The sequence below is a fragment of the Streptococcus sanguinis genome, from assembly GCA_013378335.1.
In the GTDB taxonomy this organism is placed as follows: domain Bacteria; phylum Bacillota; class Bacilli; order Lactobacillales; family Streptococcaceae; genus Streptococcus; species Streptococcus sanguinis_I.
This window is the reverse complement of the sequence record CP040556.1, coordinates 914,419-932,993: the sequence shown is the minus strand read 5'-3', so window position 1 is coordinate 932,993 and position 18,575 is coordinate 914,419. Positions and strand designations below refer to the sequence as shown.

22 protein-coding genes and 3 pseudogenes are annotated in these 18,575 nt (G+C 40.9%); 3 read left to right on the top strand and 22 right to left on the bottom strand.

The features are described from left to right. Nucleotides 1-376: 376 nt before the first annotated feature. From FFV08_04960 to FFV08_04930, 7 genes are all read right to left on the bottom strand, one after another. Nucleotides 377-1,024 carry a CPBP family intramembrane metalloprotease gene (locus tag FFV08_04960; GenBank protein QLB52049.1) on the bottom strand — a complete coding sequence of 216 codons (648 nt, stop codon included), beginning with the start codon at nt 1,022-1,024 and terminating at the stop codon, nt 377-379. Between the two features lie 24 nt (nt 1,025-1,048). Next, on the bottom strand, nt 1,049-1,195 hold the full coding sequence (locus FFV08_04955) for a ComC/BlpC family leader-containing pheromone/bacteriocin (protein ID QLB52048.1): 147 nt from the start codon (nt 1,193-1,195) through the stop codon (nt 1,049-1,051). 14 nt (nt 1,196-1,209) lie between these two features. Next, a complete protein-coding gene (locus FFV08_04950) occupies nt 1,210-1,362 on the bottom strand; it encodes a bacteriocin (protein ID QLB53271.1) in 153 nt (50 codons plus the stop codon). 390 nt (nt 1,363-1,752) lie between these two features. Next, nucleotides 1,753-2,712 (bottom strand): LPXTG cell wall anchor domain-containing protein, encoded by a 960-nt coding sequence (locus FFV08_04945; GenBank protein QLB52047.1) that lies wholly within the window; start codon nt 2,710-2,712, stop codon nt 1,753-1,755. 464 nt (nt 2,713-3,176) lie between these two features. Next, on the bottom strand, nt 3,177-3,392 hold the full coding sequence (locus FFV08_04940; GenBank protein QLB52046.1) for a bacteriocin: 216 nt from the start codon (nt 3,390-3,392) through the stop codon (nt 3,177-3,179). 6 nt (nt 3,393-3,398) lie between these two features. Continuing rightward, a complete protein-coding gene (locus FFV08_04935) occupies nt 3,399-3,785 on the bottom strand; it encodes a hypothetical protein (GenBank protein QLB52045.1) in 387 nt (128 codons plus the stop codon). A gap of 30 nt (nt 3,786-3,815) precedes the next feature. After that, nucleotides 3,816-4,034: a ComC/BlpC family leader-containing pheromone/bacteriocin gene (locus FFV08_04930; GenBank protein ID QLB52044.1), complete on the bottom strand. Its 219-nt coding sequence runs from the start codon at nt 4,032-4,034 to the stop codon at nt 3,816-3,818. A 247-nt stretch (nt 4,035-4,281) separates the two neighbouring features. Here FFV08_04930 and FFV08_04925 point away from each other — a divergent pair, with 247 nt between their 5' ends. From FFV08_04925 to FFV08_04915, 3 genes are all read left to right on the top strand, one after another. Further along, a complete protein-coding gene (locus FFV08_04925; GenBank protein ID QLB52043.1) occupies nt 4,282-6,435 on the top strand; it encodes a peptide cleavage/export ABC transporter in 2,154 nt (717 codons plus the stop codon). 14 nt (nt 6,436-6,449) lie between these two features. Continuing rightward, nucleotides 6,450-7,811 carry a bacteriocin secretion accessory protein gene (locus FFV08_04920; protein QLB52042.1) on the top strand — a complete coding sequence of 454 codons (1,362 nt, stop codon included), beginning with the start codon at nt 6,450-6,452 and terminating at the stop codon, nt 7,809-7,811. 124 nt (nt 7,812-7,935) lie between these two features. After that, entirely contained in the window at nt 7,936-8,064 is a 129-nt protein-coding gene (locus FFV08_04915) for a ComC/BlpC family leader-containing pheromone/bacteriocin (protein ID QLB52041.1), read from the top strand. 75 nt (nt 8,065-8,139) lie between these two features. Here the strand turns inward: FFV08_04915 and FFV08_04910 are convergent, their stop codons facing one another. The 15 genes and pseudogenes from FFV08_04910 to FFV08_04840 form a co-directional block, all read right to left on the bottom strand. Then, complete coding sequence (locus FFV08_04910; GenBank protein ID QLB52040.1) at nt 8,140-9,174, bottom strand: GHKL domain-containing protein; 1,035 nt, start codon at nt 9,172-9,174, stop codon at nt 8,140-8,142. 8 nt (nt 9,175-9,182) lie between these two features. Beyond that, the gene (locus tag FFV08_04905; GenBank protein ID QLB52039.1) at nt 9,183-9,512 is read right to left on the bottom strand and encodes a hypothetical protein; all 330 of its coding nucleotides are present in this window, start codon (nt 9,510-9,512) and stop codon (nt 9,183-9,185) included. Between the two features lie 25 nt (nt 9,513-9,537). Then, a complete protein-coding gene (locus tag FFV08_04900; protein ID QLB52038.1) occupies nt 9,538-10,278 on the bottom strand; it encodes a response regulator transcription factor in 741 nt (246 codons plus the stop codon). A gap of 1 nt (nt 10,279) precedes the next feature. Further along, nucleotides 10,280-10,621 (bottom strand): LytTR family transcriptional regulator, encoded by a 342-nt coding sequence (locus FFV08_04895; protein ID QLB52037.1) that lies wholly within the window; start codon nt 10,619-10,621, stop codon nt 10,280-10,282. A gap of 241 nt (nt 10,622-10,862) precedes the next feature. Next, a pseudogene (locus tag FFV08_04890) lies at nt 10,863-11,327 on the bottom strand (GNAT family N-acetyltransferase). An 11-nt stretch (nt 11,328-11,338) separates the two neighbouring features. After that, entirely contained in the window at nt 11,339-12,088 is a 750-nt protein-coding gene (locus FFV08_04885) for a hypothetical protein (GenBank protein ID QLB52036.1), read from the bottom strand. 33 nt (nt 12,089-12,121) lie between these two features. Further along, nucleotides 12,122-12,435: pseudogene (gene hisE, locus FFV08_04880) on the bottom strand (phosphoribosyl-ATP diphosphatase). A 126-nt stretch (nt 12,436-12,561) separates the two neighbouring features. Further along, nucleotides 12,562-12,906 (bottom strand): phosphoribosyl-AMP cyclohydrolase, encoded by a 345-nt coding sequence (hisI, locus tag FFV08_04875; GenBank protein ID QLB52035.1) that lies wholly within the window; start codon nt 12,904-12,906, stop codon nt 12,562-12,564. Then, complete coding sequence (gene hisF, locus FFV08_04870; protein QLB52034.1) at nt 12,906-13,664, bottom strand: imidazole glycerol phosphate synthase subunit HisF; 759 nt, start codon at nt 13,662-13,664, stop codon at nt 12,906-12,908. Before hisF ends, hisI begins: the two co-directional genes overlap by 1 nt. A gap of 2 nt (nt 13,665-13,666) precedes the next feature. Then, entirely contained in the window at nt 13,667-14,395 is a 729-nt protein-coding gene (hisA, locus tag FFV08_04865) for a 1-(5-phosphoribosyl)-5-[(5-phosphoribosylamino)methylideneamino]imidazole-4-carboxamide isomerase (protein QLB52033.1), read from the bottom strand. Further along, nucleotides 14,367-14,990: an imidazole glycerol phosphate synthase subunit HisH gene (hisH, locus tag FFV08_04860; GenBank protein QLB52032.1), complete on the bottom strand. Its 624-nt coding sequence runs from the start codon at nt 14,988-14,990 to the stop codon at nt 14,367-14,369. The genes hisA and hisH overlap by 29 nt, the downstream gene beginning before the upstream one ends. 34 nt (nt 14,991-15,024) lie before the next feature. Further along, nucleotides 15,025-15,609 (bottom strand): imidazoleglycerol-phosphate dehydratase HisB, encoded by a 585-nt coding sequence (gene hisB, locus FFV08_04855; protein ID QLB52031.1) that lies wholly within the window; start codon nt 15,607-15,609, stop codon nt 15,025-15,027. Nucleotides 15,610-15,620: 11 nt separating this feature from the next. Then, nucleotides 15,621-16,913, bottom strand: a complete 1,293-nt coding sequence (hisD, locus tag FFV08_04850; GenBank protein QLB52030.1) for a histidinol dehydrogenase — start codon at nt 16,911-16,913, stop codon at nt 15,621-15,623. Continuing rightward, nucleotides 16,910-17,553 (bottom strand): annotated as a pseudogene (locus FFV08_04845) (ATP phosphoribosyltransferase). Before FFV08_04845 ends, hisD begins: the two are co-directional and overlap by 4 nt. Next, on the bottom strand, nt 17,550-18,539 hold the full coding sequence (locus FFV08_04840; protein ID QLB52029.1) for an ATP phosphoribosyltransferase regulatory subunit: 990 nt from the start codon (nt 18,537-18,539) through the stop codon (nt 17,550-17,552). The pseudogene FFV08_04845 and the gene FFV08_04840 overlap by 4 nt, the downstream one beginning before the upstream one ends. Nucleotides 18,540-18,575 lie beyond the last annotated feature (36 nt).

Here is an 18,575-nt window from a genome sequence, read left to right as displayed (position 1 = left end):
TTGCGACTCGACACCTAGAGTATAACACTTTCTTCTAGGTATGTGGAGCAAAATTCATAGATGGAAGCTATTTACTCCTGAATAGTCATTTTTAATCAGAAACAGCACTTGATAGAATCAAATGCTGTATGCAATTGTGTATTGTTATAATGTCTTTATTCGGCCATCCCAATAATATCAAGAAGTTATTGCTATTTTACAGTTATAAGTTTGAAATCTCAATCTAAAATAGACCCAAAATATTAGCTAAAATGACAGATATAAAGTAAATAACAGCTATGATTTTAAAAAGGATTCATAAGTTGGAAGCAGAAGACAAAGTCAAATATAGTCATCTCGCTGGCGATTAATTATCTTTGTCATGTTTCATGACTCCTCAATGGCTCAATCGAACTAATATTATGATGGTATTTAAAAATATATGCAAGGCTAATGAACAGTAAACTGTTTTACTCATCCTAAATAGGAGAACATAGACCAAACCCATGCCAAAGTATGCTAAAAAATCCGTCCATACCCAGCTGTAAAGATGCAACGAAGAAAAAAAGGCTGCAGCTAAAAGGATATCCATACCGTATTTTTTGAACCTTTTCCAGCAATTCAGAGCAAATACACGAGTAATTATTTCCTCATTTATCGGTCCCCCAAGGCTCACGGAAAAAACCAGAAATGCTCTTGTAATTCCTTGAACTGAGGTAAGATTGTGATTCAGGCCTGCTTGATTATGAGTGACTGGAAAATTTTCACGAACATAACTAAGCCAGAAGTAAAGAAGGAGAAATCCTAAAACAGTTAATCCTATCAACTTAAGCTTAGGCCGTCCCAATCGAAACACAGACAACTGATCAAAATGCTTCAAATATAGAACACAGACTATTGCCAATAGGAGATTGACAAAAAACCATATTACCAAATTTGTCCCCTCATTAAAATGCAGCAGTCTTAGCAAAATCCGAGCAGCATTAAAATATAGAAAAACTAAAGCTGGAAGCAACCAATCAATCTTGCGAATTCTTTCAAACATATACCCCACCTCTTATTATAAATACTAATTGCCAAGCCAGCCGTTAATAAACCCTCCTATACTATCTCCAATATTTTTGAAGCTTTTTTGGATATCACGAAGCCAATCACCGCCTCCTATGATATTTTCCAAATGTTCTTGTGATATTTCTTCAAATTGTTGATCTTTCATTTTCTTTTTCCTTTCTATTTACAAATGAAATCGCTCGGTAAAATGGGCTGATGGTAGAGAGCTTTGCGCAACAGCCGCCCTGCAATTAATCCGTTACAGTAACTATTGCGATCCCCACCTTCAATAGCAGCAAGCATATTTTCGTCTATCACATCAAACTGTGACATTGTTTTTGTATACATAAGAATAACTCCTATTATTTTTTCTTTTGTGTCGCGAACACACCAATAGTATAGCACTTTTAAAGATTGACAGATACAAAAATAATAAATAGCTTTTATTTCGTCCTAAATAGTCATTTAAATAAAATACACTCTCTATTAAATAGAGAATGTACTTATTTTATATCATTTATAAATCGGTCTTTGAGGAATTCTTGTAGTAAACGGATTCATTTCTTTTAGGATTCTATTTGTTTAGGAGATAGGCAAATATATTCCAAATCTTAATTGAAAAATCAAGCACCATTTATTTAAGCCAAATCATTTTTGCTCATCACTTTGTAAAACATGACTTATGCTCCTTTTCTGCTTTTTAAATTAATTAGTGGAACTAAATTAAGCCTTTTTATCTTTTTGAGAAAAAGCCATAAGAGTTGCTGCTAGTGAAATAAAGCCTAGAAGTGCGAAGAATTCAGTTGTCTTTTCACCTGTCTGCGGCAATGTCCTTAACATTGATTGTTTCGCCACATCCTCCCTCTTTTGATTTTTAAAATCACTATCAATTAAAATAGGACATTGGCCACTCTTAACTTCTCTCTTGTCCTGCAGATCTGACTTAGAAAATCTTATTTGACTTTCATCGGAAGTTGACGTAGTCGCTTGATAAACAGCAGTAGGATCATTTTCACCACTTGTTACGTTCGATTGTTCCCTTGCTTTCTCTTGTTTATCTGTTGTACTGGTGTACAAGTGTTCATATAATTGTTGAGCTGTTGCTCCTCCTCCGGCCCAACCAGAAATAAGTTTTCCATTTTTTAGATACAGGACTGTAGGAGTTCCTGGGATTCCAACGGTTTCAAATAGAAATTTCTTTGCCTTGCCATCAAGGTCTTTTCCATCAATATCATAATATTCAAGATGATTATCAATTAATCGATTAAACTCTTTCAGCACGGGAGAAAACTGCCGACAATAATAGCAAGTTGGACGACCAACATAGATTGTATGCTCCTGACCATCTTCTGTAAAAGATTGGTACACTTGATCAATCGAAACTTTTTGAAAATCAGCTACATTTTCTAAATAACTGTCTTGAGTCACTTCTGCCTGAGTAGCCTCAGTATGTTCGGAGCGATCCGAATTCTGCTCTGTAGGCTGGCTTGCTTCTGCCCTCCCATTAGATTCAGGCACAGCATCTGATACAGTAAACAAAGCTATATCGGTACTTCTACTGACTTCTGCTTCTTCTTGACCACCTTGCACATCTATACTACCCGTATCAGCTGAAACCGATACAGCACCTAGGCCAAGCAAAAGCGGACAAAGCAATATCGAAATAACCATTTTATTTTTCATAATAAGCTCCTTCTTTTTTTATAAATCTAGTTTAACTTATTCTTATAGCAATAAAAAAAGAAAATCCTAAATAGACTTTATTTACTCTTTAATGGTTGTTTTAAAAAAATCAGGCTGTTTCTGAATCTTTATGAAACCATAACAGACTTTGGACTATTTCATCGCCGAATGAATCCCTATTTTTCATATTATCCAGTAAGTAAACAAACGTGAGGACCGTTCTCTTAATCCTTTATTTAACCAATAACAAAGATACGAAGAAAGAAACTTTCACAAAATAGTTAAAACAAACCTACTTAGTCTTATATAAAAATAGCATCTGCTTACAGCAGATGCTATATATATTATCTCATTACTCATAACTATATAACAATCAAGTAACGAAAACTTTTTTTCTTATGATTGAGTATTAGTATATCACTTAAATCATTTGTAATATAAAAATATATATTAGGCTCAATAAATTAATGAGGAAACATCATCCCTATTGCAGCCCCTCCGGCAGCACACAGTAGGTATGTAGCAGGCATGACAAACGCTCCGCTCTGAGAACAAAGTAATACACCTTCTGCTGCACCACTGACACCAGATAGGAATAAATCCCCCTCTCGTTTTCCACCACCACTTACTTTGCTTAATTCATTCATTGATAGTTCATGAATTTCCTTATAAACTTTCATCCTATATTACTCACTTTCACCTTTTAAAACTACCCCATTTAAACATAAAATATATCCTATAGCATAAAACATCACTAATACATAGCAATAGAAAAACAATATGTCATTTGGAGAATCAGAAAATAAAATCTTATATCCGATAACTGCTAATAAAAATAGAGAACCATATATCGACTTCCTCAAAAAAGTCTTGAACTTCAGAAAAGAGGACTTCCAAGATAAGCAAGAAATTCCTTTCCTAAAGCTAAAATGGTAACATACATATTGAAAAGCTAAGCCAAAAGCAAGAATTTTCGTCACATCCCAAGTAGGTATTTTATAAATAAAACCTAATAAAAATGCACATAAAGCCGATATAATCATTACCAACAATATTTTTTTAATATTTTTCATGTTGACCACCTTGATTCTCTTTTTGAGCATTTAATGCCTAATAAGCGCCCAAGCTCCTGTACAAAATTGTGCTCCCAAAATAGCACCTGCACCGGTACCTACAACTGGGAAAACACTTCCTAAAACTGCACCACCAACAGTACATACACCAACTGCACCAATAAATTCGTTAGCACCTATACCACCTTCAACAGTAGCAAGCGTATTTTCATCCAGCACATCAAACTGTGACATTACTTTTGTATCCATAATAGATACCTCCTATTATTTTTCTTGTGCATCGCGACCACACTTAAAGTATACTACTCTTCCTAAAAATTGTAAGGTCAAAATCATGAATAGCTATTATTTACTCCTAAACGGTAATTGATAAAATTTTTTAAAAATTTTACCATTTAGGATAACATAACAACCATTTGAGATTTTTGAGACCGTTTTACTCTAAATCGTGCGATAATATTAATGCATATATAGTAGGAGAAAGGAAGATTATTTTATGCTCAAATATCGTAAAAGTTTTGTCCCTCAGATAGATGCTAGAGACTGCGGCATTGCTGCCTTAGCTTCTATTGCAAAATATTATGGTTCCAACTACTCCTTAGCACATCTGCGAGAGCTTGCCAAAACTGACAAGGAAGGCACTACAGCTCTGGGAATTGTCAAGGCCGCAAAGGAGATGGGGTTTGAGACACGAGCGATTAAAGCGGATATGTCGCTCTTTGAACTGTCTGATATACCCTATCCATTTATTGCTCATGTCAATAAAAATGGTAAACTTCAACACTACTATGTCGTCTACAAAAAAGAGAAGAAGCACCTTATCATCGGAGATCCAGATCCAACGGTCAAAATAACGAGGATGGGCCTAAAACGTTTTGCATCTGAGTGGACTGGAGTGTCAATCTTTCTAGCTCCTGAACCCAGTTACCAGATTCACCGAGACAAAAAAATTGGATTAATGAGTTTTATACCGCTCATTCTAAGACAAAAGTCTTTGATATTCTATATAATTTTATCCAGCCTTCTTGTAACATTGATGAATATAGTGGGTTCTTACTACCTTCAGGGAATTCTAGATGAGTACATTCCAAATCAGATGAAAACAACTCTAGGCATTATTTCTATAGGCCTAATTATCACCTATGCCTTACAGCAATTCATGTCTTTTTCTAGAGACTACCTATTGACCATCCTTAGCCAACGCTTGAGTATTGATGTAATTTTATCCTATATTCGCCATATTTTCGAGCTCCCTATGTCCTTCTTTGCAACTAGGCGGACTGGCGAGGTTATTTCCCGATTTACGGATGCTAACTCTATCATTGACGCTCTAGCATCCACTATATTATCTCTCTTTTTAGATTTATCTATCTTAATCATTGTCGGTTGCACTTTATTCCTACAAAATGCTAATTTATTTCTAATGACCTTGCTGGCAATTCCTATTTATATCATCATTATTTTTAGTTTTATGAAATTCTTCGAAAAAATGAATAACGAAGTGATGCAAGCGAACTCCATGGTTAGCTCTGCTATTATCGAAGATATTAATGGTATTGAAACGATTAAATCTTTGACTAGCGAAGAGGTCCGTTACCAAAAAATTGATGGAGAGTTTGTAGATTATCTTGATAAGTCCTTTCGGCTCAATAAGTTTTCGATTATACAAAGTTCTTTAAAACAGGGAGCACATCTGATTTTAAATGTATCAATTCTTTGGTTAGGAGCTCAGCTCGTTATGAACAATCATATTTCTATCGGTCAGCTAATTACTTTCAATACCTTGCTTTCCTATTTTACAAATCCGTTAGAAAATATTATCAACCTTCAAACTAAACTCCAATCAGCTAGAGTTGCTAATAATCGACTAAACGAAGTATATCTAGTAGAATCTGAATTTGCAAAAAACCAGCCCATTACAAATACAAGTGCTTTAGCTGGTGACCTTAGTTTTGATAATGTATCCTACAAGTATGGTTTTGGACGAGATACTTTATCTGATATCCAGATAACTATCAAAGAAGGGAGCAAGGTTAGCTTAGTCGGCATTAGCGGTTCAGGCAAGACAACTCTCGCTAAACTAATCGTCAACTTTTACGAACCCTATCAAGGTGAAGTTCGTATCAACGGCCATAACCTTAAGACTATTGATAAAAAAATCCTGCGCCAGTATATCAATTACCTTCCTCAACAACCCTATATCTTTAGTGGTTCTATTCTAGAAAATCTAACCCTCGGAGCCAATGAAACTATCAATCAGTCTGACATTATTCAGGCTTGTGAGATTGCAGAAATTCGCTCCGATATAGAACAAATGCCTATGGGCTATCAGACAGAGTTATCAGATGGAGCTGGATTATCTGGCGGTCAAAAACAACGAATTGCTCTGGCACGCGCACTTTTAACTAAATCTCCTGTTCTTATCCTTGATGAAGCAACTAGCGGACTTGATGTCCTAACTGAGAAGAAAGTTATTGACAATCTAATGGCCATGAAAGAAAAAACTATCATCTTTGTAGCTCACCGGCTTAGTATTTCTGAGCGAACCGATCAAGTGATTGTCCTTGACCGCGGCAAAATCATTGAAATCGGCCCTCATAAAGACTTAATGGAACAGGGCGGATTCTATCAACATTTATTTAATAAATAAAAAGGAGGTATACTATGAATCCTAATCTCTTTAAAAGTACTGAGTTTTACAAGAGACGGTACCATAATTTTGCAACGGTTCTGACAATTCCTTTAACCTTATTGGTCATATTCCTAGTTCTATTTTCTTTATTTGCTACAAAAGAGGTGACTGTTACTTCTGTTGGTCAGATTACCCCTACCAATATTGTCGCTTCTATCCAATCAACCAGTGATCACACTGTTAAAGTCAACAATCTCACCGAAAACCAAACTGTAAAAAAGGGAGAACTTCTGATTAGCTACACTGAAACCTTAGAGGCTTCTCAAAAACAAGCTATTGAAACACAGCTCGAACGCTATAAACACCAGAAAGAAGGCTTGGAAACTCTAAAAACTAGCCTGAAGCAAGGAAATAATCTCTTTGGCGATAATGATGAGTTTGGTTATGGTAATATCTATAACAACTTTGTCAACCAAGTCAATGATATCAATCTTGGAATCTCTAAAGCAAATACAGAGGTAAGCAATCAAACCGCTATCGCTAGCAATGCTGTCGCTGCCATTGATAATCAAATATCTAAACTACAAGCCCAAATAAAAGATTATAATGACCTTTACAACGCTATTTCCAACAACTCGTCCAGCTTACCTGAAGGAAACTCTTATCAAGATATGTTTAATTCTTATCTTAATCAGTATAAAGCAAACCAAGATACCAGCATCACCAGCCAATATCTAACACAAATAGGCTCAAACATATCAAGTCTTGAATCCTCTATTTCAAATCTAGAGATACAAAAGGCAGGTACAGGCAGTCCAAGCGTATATGATGGTAGTGCAACAACCAAGATAGAAGTTTTGCGAACTCAGTTTATTCAAAATGCAGATCAACAACTAGTAACTATTCAGACACAAATTACCGATTTAGAAAATCAGCTTAACCAAACAGATGACCAACTTCAAAATAATCAACTAATATCTCCTGAAAATGGTGTTATTCATCTAAATGAATCTTACAAAGGAAAGAACTTATTACCTAAAGGAACCGAAATTGCTCAACTCTATCCACAAATCAAGGAAAATCAAGAAGTCTTTATCAGCTACTATGTAACTTCAGCCTACTTACCTAATCTGAAAAAAGGACAAACTGTCCGCCTTAGTCTGGAAAAAATAGGAAACCAACCTCTAGTTATCATTGGAAAAATCAATAGCATTGACCAAACAGCCACCGAAACCAAGGAAGGTAGCGTATTCAAAGTAATAGCGAAAGCTAAGCTCTCCAAGGAAAATAGCAAACTAGTCCGATATGGACTTCAAGGACGCGTAACAAGTGTCATAGCAAAAAAAAGTTATTTTAACTACTATAAAGACAAAATTCTTGACCATAACGAATAAAATTAAATTGGTATAATAAATAACCTACCACTCAGGAATAAATAAAAACTGATTAGGATTTTCTCTGCAAAAACATCAATATTTTTGTTACACTAATTTTATTAAAATCAAGGAGGTTCATATTATGAACAAAAAAGAATCATTTGAGCAATTCAATGCACTATCGCCTGAAGAATTAGAAAATATTTCAGGAGGGGGACAAAATTGGTCAAGAGTTATTTCCAACTGGTTTGAAGCTGTTTTTGGTAGATAATAAAAAATCCAGACATCTAATCTAATTATAAATAATAAAAGCCAATTTCATTAACAAATTGAAATTGGCTTTTTATTAGATAGAGCTATAAAAAACATTTAACAGTTTTACTTCTATCTCCTGTTTAAATTTGTTATCATGACTAATGGTACGAAGAGAAACATTGGGATAACGACTGATGATATTTTGAACGTTATAAAGGCCAATCCCTCTATTTTCTCCTTTGCTACTAAAGCCCTTTTTAAAAATATTATTGGAATTCACTGAGAAATCTTTTATTGAGTTTTCTACGATAAAAACCTGTTTACCTTCTTGCTCAAGAAAAGCAAAAGAAACTACTGGATGACTAGTTTCAATAGCTGCTTCTATAGCGTTATCAGCCAGTATGGAAACAATGGTAACGAAATCAAGCAATTCAATTCCTCTAAGCTCAATTTCCTGCGGAACTTCTAATCCGGTCTCTATATGCTTACTCTGAGCTTCGAGAAATTTTGCGGATAAGACACTTTTGAGAGCATCGTTATGGATATTAGACAAACGTCCCAAATCGTACTTAGATTGGTTGAGCGATTGACCAGAGTTCTTTAGGACTTGATTATAGATCTTTTCAATTGCTGGTAAATCCTTAGTATCAATTCCTAATTTTATACTCTTTAAAATATTGACATAATCATGACGAAAACTTCTTAACTCACTATAAAGCTCCTCAATGTGCTTACTGTAGTCGGACATGTTCCTCAATTGTAATTCTCTTTGCTCACTTAATTGCTGTTGAATTCGTTCCCGCAAATTCCGGTCTAAAATATTAACTGAACTTAGAAAGAGAATAATGTAAATAACTACTATCAGTTCACGATTATACAAGTTAGAAGATTGATTATACTTTTCTATATAAGTAAAATATTGGACAAATGTATAATAGAAAATCATGGAAATATTTAGAAAAACAATTAGTTTTATATCTTTTTTATTTAATTTATATTCCCTCAATCGTTTAAAATTATAGTGCAATAACTGAGGCAGGAATAAAGATAGTAAACTAGCTAAAATTGCTGAAATATATAGAATATATTTATCGGGATTTAACTGAGCCTGGGCATGAGAATGCATTATATTTCTTAAAAAAAAGAAAAAAGACGGTGTAAAAGATTCCAAAGAACAACTGGAAAGAAACCATAAAATATAGCTAGAACTTTTGGTGTATATTTGTTTATTAGCAATGAAAAAATTAAAAAATATATAGGAATGGTTAAAAAATTAACATATGAAAAAATATTATTCTCAGTAACCAACTCTATTATTGCAAGTAAAATCCCTATAAAATTCAATCCTAAAGTTGCTAATATATATTTTTTCCAATCCATTTTAGCGCCACTGATATTCGAAAAAAGAATAAATAAAGCTAAAGACTGAAATATCAATGCTACAATTTGCAATCCTATGAACATAAATCCCTCTCCTGCTTCTAGTATACTACTTCCCTTCTGCTTTTAAGGCTGCCCGCAATCCTTTCATCTTAAGTCGAGAAACATAGCAGCTAGCGCCATTGGGGAAATAAGCTATGTTTTCCAATTTATCTATTTGAGCGATATTGGCTGGATTGACCACACAAGATCGGTGGCAACGATAGAGGCGCTTGTCTTGCTTGACAATCTCAGAAAGCTGTCCATAAAATTCAATACGCTCTTTCTTTGTATAGAGGATAAGTCTATGTGGAACATCCGATGTTTCAAAAAAATAAATTTCATTAAAAGGAACTTGAATTTCAGATTTGGAATTTTCAAATAGAAAGGTTTCCTCAGCTTGGAAACTATCCTTTCTCTCGTATAGATAGGCTAGATCCTTTTCAACCTGCTTAATAAAGGCCTCTTCAGACTGCCCTTTATCAATAAAATCAAAAGCTGATACCTGATATCGAAAAGTCAAAGGCATAAACTCTGAGTGAGTTGTTACAAAAACAATCAAAGCATAGGGATCTAACTTACGAATTTGACCAGCTACTTCCAAGCCCTTCTGTGTCTCTTTTTTTATCTCAATATCCAAAAAGAAAATCTGGTGGCTTCCGCGTTCCCGAACAGCATCAAGTAACTTTTGGGGATTGCTGTAGATTTCTAAAAACTGACATTGCCAGCCGTTTTTTTTCAAAATATTCAGAATGGTTGACTCCATATAGAATTGTTGCTTGAGATCATCTTCTAACACAAAGATTTTCATCTTATTTTCCTCCTTCCTGAGACCAATGCTTAATAAGACTGGCAAAACTGCGTCTAGAGCAGACAAGTTCTCCTAGGCTAGATTGCTCAAAGAACAAGGTTTTATGCTCCCTGTCAAAACCCTTAACTTTAGCGAGATTAACAAGAGTTTGGCGATTGCAACGAAACAGATCTTTAGGATAGCTTTCTGCTAGTTCAGTCAGAGAAGCCCTGAGATTGTAATTTCTTTTTCCGGTCACAATAAGGACAAAATGCGGCTTTTGAGGATGGGACTGGATATAGAAAATTGATGAAAGAGCCAACTTCCGAAGAGTGCTGCCGTCTTTAATAACGATTGTAGCCATTTGTCTACCTCCTTTGCTCTAGCATACCACACTCAAGATTCCAAAAGGATATAAAATCCTCAATGGTACCTGGAAAGTCTTAAACGGTAGACAGAAAAGATTCTGATGACAGGAATGGAGCACTAAAGGGTCCATCATTCTTTCTTTTATTTTATCACAAATAAAGAAAAAATAACATTAATATCATAAGTTTAAAAGAGGAAAAAAGACAGTCAAGAGACTGCTTTTCTTCTTGTTACAATCAGCACAGCATCAAATAATCATCTTCCCTCTCTTCAACCGTGACAAAGCCCAGTCTTTGATAAAAGCCAACGGCGGGATTGTCTTTTGAAACGGAGAGGGAGACACTTGGGTAGCCTTTGACCTTGAGCAAGTCCAGCATGGCCGTCATCAACTGCTGCCCTAGACCTTAGCCTCTGAAGTCAGACAGGAATGAAATGGAGAGAGAGGGAGTCTGGTCGTCATAATAGCCGTAATCTTTCATGATCCGAACCCAAACGGCTCCGACCAGCCGACCGTCCACTTCTGCTGCTAAAGCCCAATCATCTGGCTGTTGACCAAAATCCTTGATATACATCTCTAGTTCTGGTTCATTCAATATACTTCTGGGTAGCGGCTCTAGACCTTGAGGGATAAAAATAGCTTGGTAAAGAAATTCCTCTAAGAGCGGGATTTCCTCTGATTTTAAGGACCTAATCTCAGTCATGATTTCTCCTTCTAGATCAACTGCTCCTCACCTATGCCAGCCTCTGCTAAGATTTTGGAAACTCGGTCAAACTGCAAGCGGAAATGCTCCAGCTTGTGGCCATCTGATCCCACTGAAAAGCGCTGACCGCCCAGCTCCTTGACTAGCGAAAGAGCATAGATATAGAGTTCCTCGTGGCCGTACAGATACATGGACTTGCAGTTGAGCTCAAAGGCCAGACCATAATCAATCATCTTGTGAAAAAGCTGTCGCAGCTCTGGTTCAAAAGTTTTTAACTCCTCTACGGTAAGCGCAAATTTTCGGAAACCATAGTCAAAGTGAGCTAGTACATCTGCTGGCACAGCCTCGATAGCCTCTTCTAACTCTCTCAGGTAGCGAGGAATTAACTCCGTCTTATCCAGCTGCAAGACTGGCTCTTCCAGATAGTCAAAACTGCCATTATGGTGGACAGACAGGAGCTTGAGGTCATAATTCTTGTCCGTTAGGAAAGCTAGGATATCGTCCTTACGCGGAGCGTAATAGCCAATTTCAATGCCCTTTTTGATGCGGTTGCCGTATCGCTGGTTCAGCTCTGCTATTTTTGCTGAATAGGCCTCATAGTCAGGCACATCATCATGGGGCGAGGCTGCTTCATAGGGGTAGGGATTGGACAAATCATAGTGCTCTGTGGTGACAATCTCGCCCTTGTAATGGTCCAGATAGTCACAGAAATCTGCCTCAGAATCATAGGAAAAATAGGTATGAAGATGGTTGTCGCGCATGCTGGACCGCCTTTCTGCAAATCTTGTGTTCCTTTAGTAATGGTCAATTTCAGGTCGGTCGTGAATCCGGCTCTGCTTGCCCTGACGAGCTTGGAGGACGGCCTCTACCTGTTCCAGACTGACGCCAGTCTCGACGAGAGCGACCGCCAGATGGTAGAGCAGATCAGCCGTCTCATTGGCCATCTCGTCCTTGTCAGCATTTTTGGCCGCAATGACTACTTCAGTCGCTTCTTCACCGACTTTTTTGAGAATCTTGTCCAGCCCCTTGTCATAGAGATAGCTGGTATAGGAGCCTTCCTTAGGCTCTTTTTACGTTTGAGGGCTTCTTGATAGAGGGTTTCTAGCATAGTATCTCCTTGTTACTGTCCTTATTTTACTATAAAAAGCAATTCTTTCCAATGGCGGGCTGGTGGCTTGATACTGATTTCTTGGTTTTATTGTTGCATTAACCAAGTACTAAAGTAAGGGAGCTTTTAGTCAGTTTTGCTGTCTTCTTCATCCCAGATTTTATGGAAAAAGCAGGATTTGGCACCGGTATGGCAGGCTGCTCCCAGTTGATCTACCTCGATCAGCAGGGTATCTAGGTCGCAGTCAGCCGTGATTTTTTTGACAGTCTGGTAGTGGCCGCTGGTGGCCCCCTTATGCCAAAGCTCCTGACGTGACCGGCTCCAGTACCACATCTGGCCGCTAGTGTAGGTCAGCTGGTAGGCTTCTTCATTTAGATAGGCCAGCATGAGTACTTCTTTGTTGGTGTGGTCTAGGATAATGGCAGGTATGAGACCGCCTTGCTTTTGAAAATCTAACTTTACTTCTGTCATCAGATGCGTACCTCCAATCCAGCTTCCTGCATGGCTCTTTTGGTATCTGAGATGGAAACCTGACCATAATGGAAAATCGAGGCTGCCAAGGCACCCGTCGCTGCAGTCTTTTCAAAAACTTCTAGGATATGCTGGCTAGAGCCAGCACCACCAGAGGCGATAATCGGAACGGAAACCACTTGAGAAACGGCTTCTAGCATCGGCAAGTCAAAACCGGACTTGGTTCCGTCCTTGTCCATACTGGTCAAAAGAATTTCCCCCGCTCCGAGATCGACAGCTTCTTGGACCCAGTCTAACAGGTCGCGACCGCTGTCCTTACGGCCACCAGCCAGATAAACATGCCAGCTGCCATCCGCTTCTTTCTTAGCATCCACGGCCAGCACCACGCATTGACTGCCGAATTTCTCAGCGCAGTCAGCCAAAAGCTGAGGATTTGCCAGTGCTGATGAATTAACTGCAACCTTATCAGCCCCAGCTTGGAGCATCCGCTTCATGTCTTCAACAGTGCGAATGCCACCCCCGACGGTAAAGGGAATGAAAACCTGCTCTGCCACGCGTCGGACCATCTCGACCGTCGTATCCCGCTCCTCATGGGTGGCGGTGATGTCCAGAAAGACCAACTCATCGCATCCAGCTTCATAGTAGGCCTTGGCAGCATCAACTGGATCGCCCACATCAGTCAGATTGACAAAGTTGATGCCCTTGACCACCCGGCCGTTCTTGACATCCAGACAGGGAATGATTCGTTTTTTTAGCATGGCTAGCCCCTTTCTGCTTCCTTGATCTGCTCTAGGCTAACTCGTCCACTGTAATAGGCCTTGCCCACAATGGCACCAGCCAAGCCCAGCTTTTTCAGCTCTTTCAAATCCTCTGCTGACTGAATGCCGCCAGAGGCAATGACTTGAGCATCCTTGAGCGCTGCCAGCAATTTTTGATAATGCTGGATATTAGGGCCAGTCAGAGTCCCGTCTCGATCCACATCTGTATAGACGAAGAGGCGAACTCCGAGTTTTTCCATTGCCAATGCTAGGCTGATATAGTCCTGATTGCTGGTTTCCAGCCAGCCCTCAGTCGCAACCAGCCCGCCTTTCGCATCAATGCCAATCACGATTTTGCTGCTTCCAAAGCGCTCCAGCGCGGCCTCAACAAAGGCAGGATTCTTAACAGCCATAGAGCCAATAATGACACGGTCAATGCCGACCGCTAGATAATCTTCAATCTGCTCCAGACTGCGGATGCCACCCCCGACTTGGATAGCTAAACCAGTTTCCGCTTTAATCTGGGCAATCAAATCTCGATTGGCTGCCCGACCTTCTATGGCTCCGTCCAAGTCAACCACATGAATCATAGTAACCCCGGCTTCTTTGAAAAGTCGAGCTTGCTCCAAAACATCGGGATTGACTACCGTCTTCTGACTAAAATCCCCTTTAAAAAGGCGGACGGCCTGGCCGTCTTTGATATCAATAGCGGGCAGTATTTTCATAGACATACTCCTTAAACTTCTCTAGGATACCGAGACCGACAGCACCTGACTTTTCTGGGTGAAACTGGCAGCCAAAAATCGATCCTCTGTGAATCATGGCTGGGATAGGCAGCCTATAATCAGCCGTCACATCCAAGTACTCCTCCGGAACATCTGTATAGTAGCTATGGACAAAATAGACTGACTGGCCATCTAGACCAGCTGTCAAAGCAGATGGCTGCTGGATTTTTAAGTCATTCCAGCCCATGTGAGGCACAGGCAGACCAGCCTGGTCCGGAATCCGGCGGCAAACACCAGGAATCAAGCCCAGTCCAGAACTTTGACCATTCTCCAATCCAGACTCCAGCAGGAGCTGCATACCTAAGCAAATGCCCAAGAGAGGCTTGCCATCAGCCACAGCCTGCTGGATAACGGAAACCAGCCCTCGCCTTTCCAACTCCTGCATGGCAGTAGGAAAAGCACCGACACCTGGTAAAATCAAACCATCGGCAGCTAGAATTTCCTGCGGATCAGCTGACAGGCGCGCTTCTACTCCGACCTGAGCCAGAGCACGGAGAACATTAGCTGTATTTCCTGCGTCATAATCAATAACAATCATCATCTCTACATCAACTCCTTTCACTCAGAAGGGCAAGCTAGAGTAAGCCCTTGGTGGAGTTGACTCCATGAATCTCTGGATTGATCGTAATAGCCTCCCGTAGAGCTCGTCCAGTCGCTTTAAAGAGGCTTTCCGCCTTGTGGTGACTGTTCTTGCCATGAAGGATTTTCAGGTGCAGATTCATCTGCAGATTAAAGGCTAGGGCTTGGAAAAATTCCTCTACCAGCTCAGTATCAAAATTCCCAAGTTTGGGATTGTCAAAATCAGCCTCAAAGACCAGATAGGAGCGACCGGATAGATCCAGACTGGCCAACCCCAGCGTTTCGTCCATAGGCACAAAGCTAGTGCCGTAGCGGTTGATACCAGCCTTGTCTCCCAATGCCTGACGCAGAGCCTGCCCCAGCACGATGCCTACATCCTCAACCGTATGGTGGCTGTCCACCCAAAGATCGCCTTCAGCCTTGACCGTCAGAGCAATCCGACTGTGGCGGGCAAAAAGGGTCAGCATATGGTCAAAGAATCCGACACCGGTCTCGATGGCTACTGGCTCCTGTTGGTCGAGATTGACAGCCAGCTCAATATCGGTCTCCTGTGTTTTACGCTTGATTTCAGCTTGTCTCATGGTAACTCCTTCTATTTTTCCTGTCTGCGGGCTTCGATGGCCTTGGCATGTCCCTGCAGGCCTTCTGCATAGGCCAGACTGGTAATATCCTTGTCAGCTGCTCCTACAGCAGCACGGCTGTACTGGGTGTACTGGATGCGCTTGATAAAGTCATAGACTCCCAGAGCTGATGAAAAGCGGCTGGTGCTGGTGGTCGGCAAAACGTGATTGGCTCCCGCATAGTAGTCACCGATAGGCTCACTGGTATAATGCCCCAGAAAGACAGAACCGGCATTTTCAACCTGATCAAGATAGCTGTAAGCATCATCCATGGCAATTTCCAAATGCTCAGGTGCCACCTGATTCATGAGTTCAAACATGGCTTCCTTAGAAGGCGCAAGGATGATGCGGCCGTTGTTCTCAATCGAAGCACGCGCGATTTCCTCCCGCGGTAGCTCTTTGAGCTGTCTATCTAGCTCTGCTTCGACTTGGTCTGCCAGCTCCTCCGAGTCGGTCACCAGAATAGCCCGAGCCAGCTTGTCGTGCTCAGCTTGCGATAGGAGGTCGGCCGCCACATAGACTGGACTGGCCGAACGATCTGCAATGACTCCAATCTCCGAAGGACCAGCAATCATGTCAATTCCCACGACACCATAGACCATCTTCTTAGCCGTAGCCACAAAGATATTGCCCGGTCCAGTTATCTTATCCACCTTGGGAATGGTCTCAGTTCCATAAGCCAGAGCTGCCACTCCTTGGGCTCCGCCAATTTGGAAAATCCGATCCACACCAGCCAGCTTGGCTGCGACCAAAATCGCTGGGGTAAAGTGCTCTTGAGGCGGTGTAATCATGATGATTTCTTTGACACCAGCAATCTTGGCTGGGATAACATTCATGAGGACGGAGGAAGGATAGGCTGCGGTGCCGCCGGGTACATAGGTGCCGACCCGCTCAATCGGCCGAATCAACTGACCACGGACAACGCCCTCGCTAGGACTATCCTCAAAACCAGTCTCCAACTGCTGGCGGTGGTAGGATTCGATATTAACTTGGGCATTTTTCAGGGCGACCAAGACCTCTGGATCAATTTCCTCGAAAGCCTGGTCAATCAGCTCCTGCCCAATCTCAAAGTCTGTCACCTCAACCTTGTCAAAAAGCATCGTATAGTCTCTTAAAGCTTGGTCACCGTCTTGTTTGACTCTTTCAATAATCTCAGCCACCGCTTCTTCCACATCTAAGTTTTGCTGGCTGAGCTGCAGTTGCTCTTCGTATAAAATCCGTGAAATTTCTTCATTACTTCCGCTTAAACGTTTGATAATTGTCATTTAAAAGCCACCTCTCTTCTTCCTACTAGGGATTCAATCCTTGCCACAAAAGGCATGATATCTGGGTTATTTTTCAGGGAAGCCTGATTAGCAATGAGCCGGGCCGACACCCGACAAATGTCCTCAAAAACCAGCAGACCATTAGCTGACAGGGTATGCCCCGTCTCCACAATATCGACAATGGCATCCGCCAGACCCAGCACCGGTGAAATCTCCACGCTGCCTTGAATGGAGATGATTTCCACGTCTTCCCCTTTTGATTAAAATAATCAGTCGCCACCGTTGGGTACTTGGTCGCAATCCGCTTGCGCTTGTGATCATGAGGGTTATAGCTGGGTACCGAGGCCAGTGAGAATTTACAAAGGCCAAAGTTCAGATCCAGCAGCTCCAGATAGCCGGTCGGATGCTCAAAGAGAATATCCTTGCCGACAATGCCCAAATCAGCGACCCCATGGCGCACATAGGTCGTCACGTCAGGCCCTTTGACCAAAAGAAAGCGAAAGCGACTGTCTGGACTTTCAAAAATCAAGCTACGCCCCTTGTCTGCCATGAATGACATATCAAAGCCAGCCTTGGTCAAGAGCTTGACCGTATCTTCCTCAATCCGCCCCTTGGTTAGGGCAATAGTAATCTGACTCATCTGCTGTCACCTTCCTTTCCGCCCTCGTCAGGCAGGTCATCATGAATGGCCTGATAGACGCTGTCAATGTCAAGGGACCAGCCGATAGCTGTCAGTTCTGCTGCCCCGAAGCGCTTGAAAAGCTGGTCATAGCGACCACCAGATAGAAAAGCATCTGGCACTCGGTCGCCAAAGACCTTGAAGGTCAATCCAGTATAGTAAGGCATGGCCGCTACCTGCCCCAAGTCCATAGTTGTCTGATCCAGCAAGCCTGATAGACTCCGCAGAACTTGCTCCACATCATCTAAAGCCGTCAATATCCGCTCATTGTCAACTATCTCTCTAGCCCTAGCTAAAACCTGTTGGCTAGGACCAAACAAATAGGGCAGTTCCTGTAAAAAATCATCAAATTCACTCGATCTGGTCTGGGTGAATTCAAAGAGTCCCGTCCTATTTTTCTTGCGAATATAATCTAGCAGCTGGGCCTCCTCCTGCGAATCCAAGGCCAGACTCTCTAGAATTGTCTGCAGGATTGCTGCATGGGAAAACTCGAACTGATAAGACTTAACCTGCGCCAAATCCAGCGACTGCTTGGCTGTCTTGATAGCCTCAAGCACCGCCTCGCGAGCTGGATAGCCGATGATCTCAATACCAGCTTGGCTGAGCTCGTTAACAAGACCGCGCAGCTCTTCTTGATAGTGAAAAACCTTGCCCGAATAGGAAAACTTGGTCGGCGTATGAACCCTGGTCGAAGCAATAACCCGACCAATCTGGCTGGTCACATCTGGCCGTAGCACCAGTAACTCGCCTTTTTTATCAAAAAGATGATAATGATGGGGCTCCACATGGTCGCTGAAGACCTCGAAGTGCTCCAAAGTCGGTGTGTCAATCCGATTGAAGCCCTGAGCCATCAGAAAATCACTGATGTCCCGCTCAATCTCGTAGGTTACACGCGCCCTCTTGAAAAGCTTGTCATGCATGCCAATCGGAAGGGTGATTTTATTCATAGGCTGCTTTCCTTTCTTGCTCTATTCTTACACCTG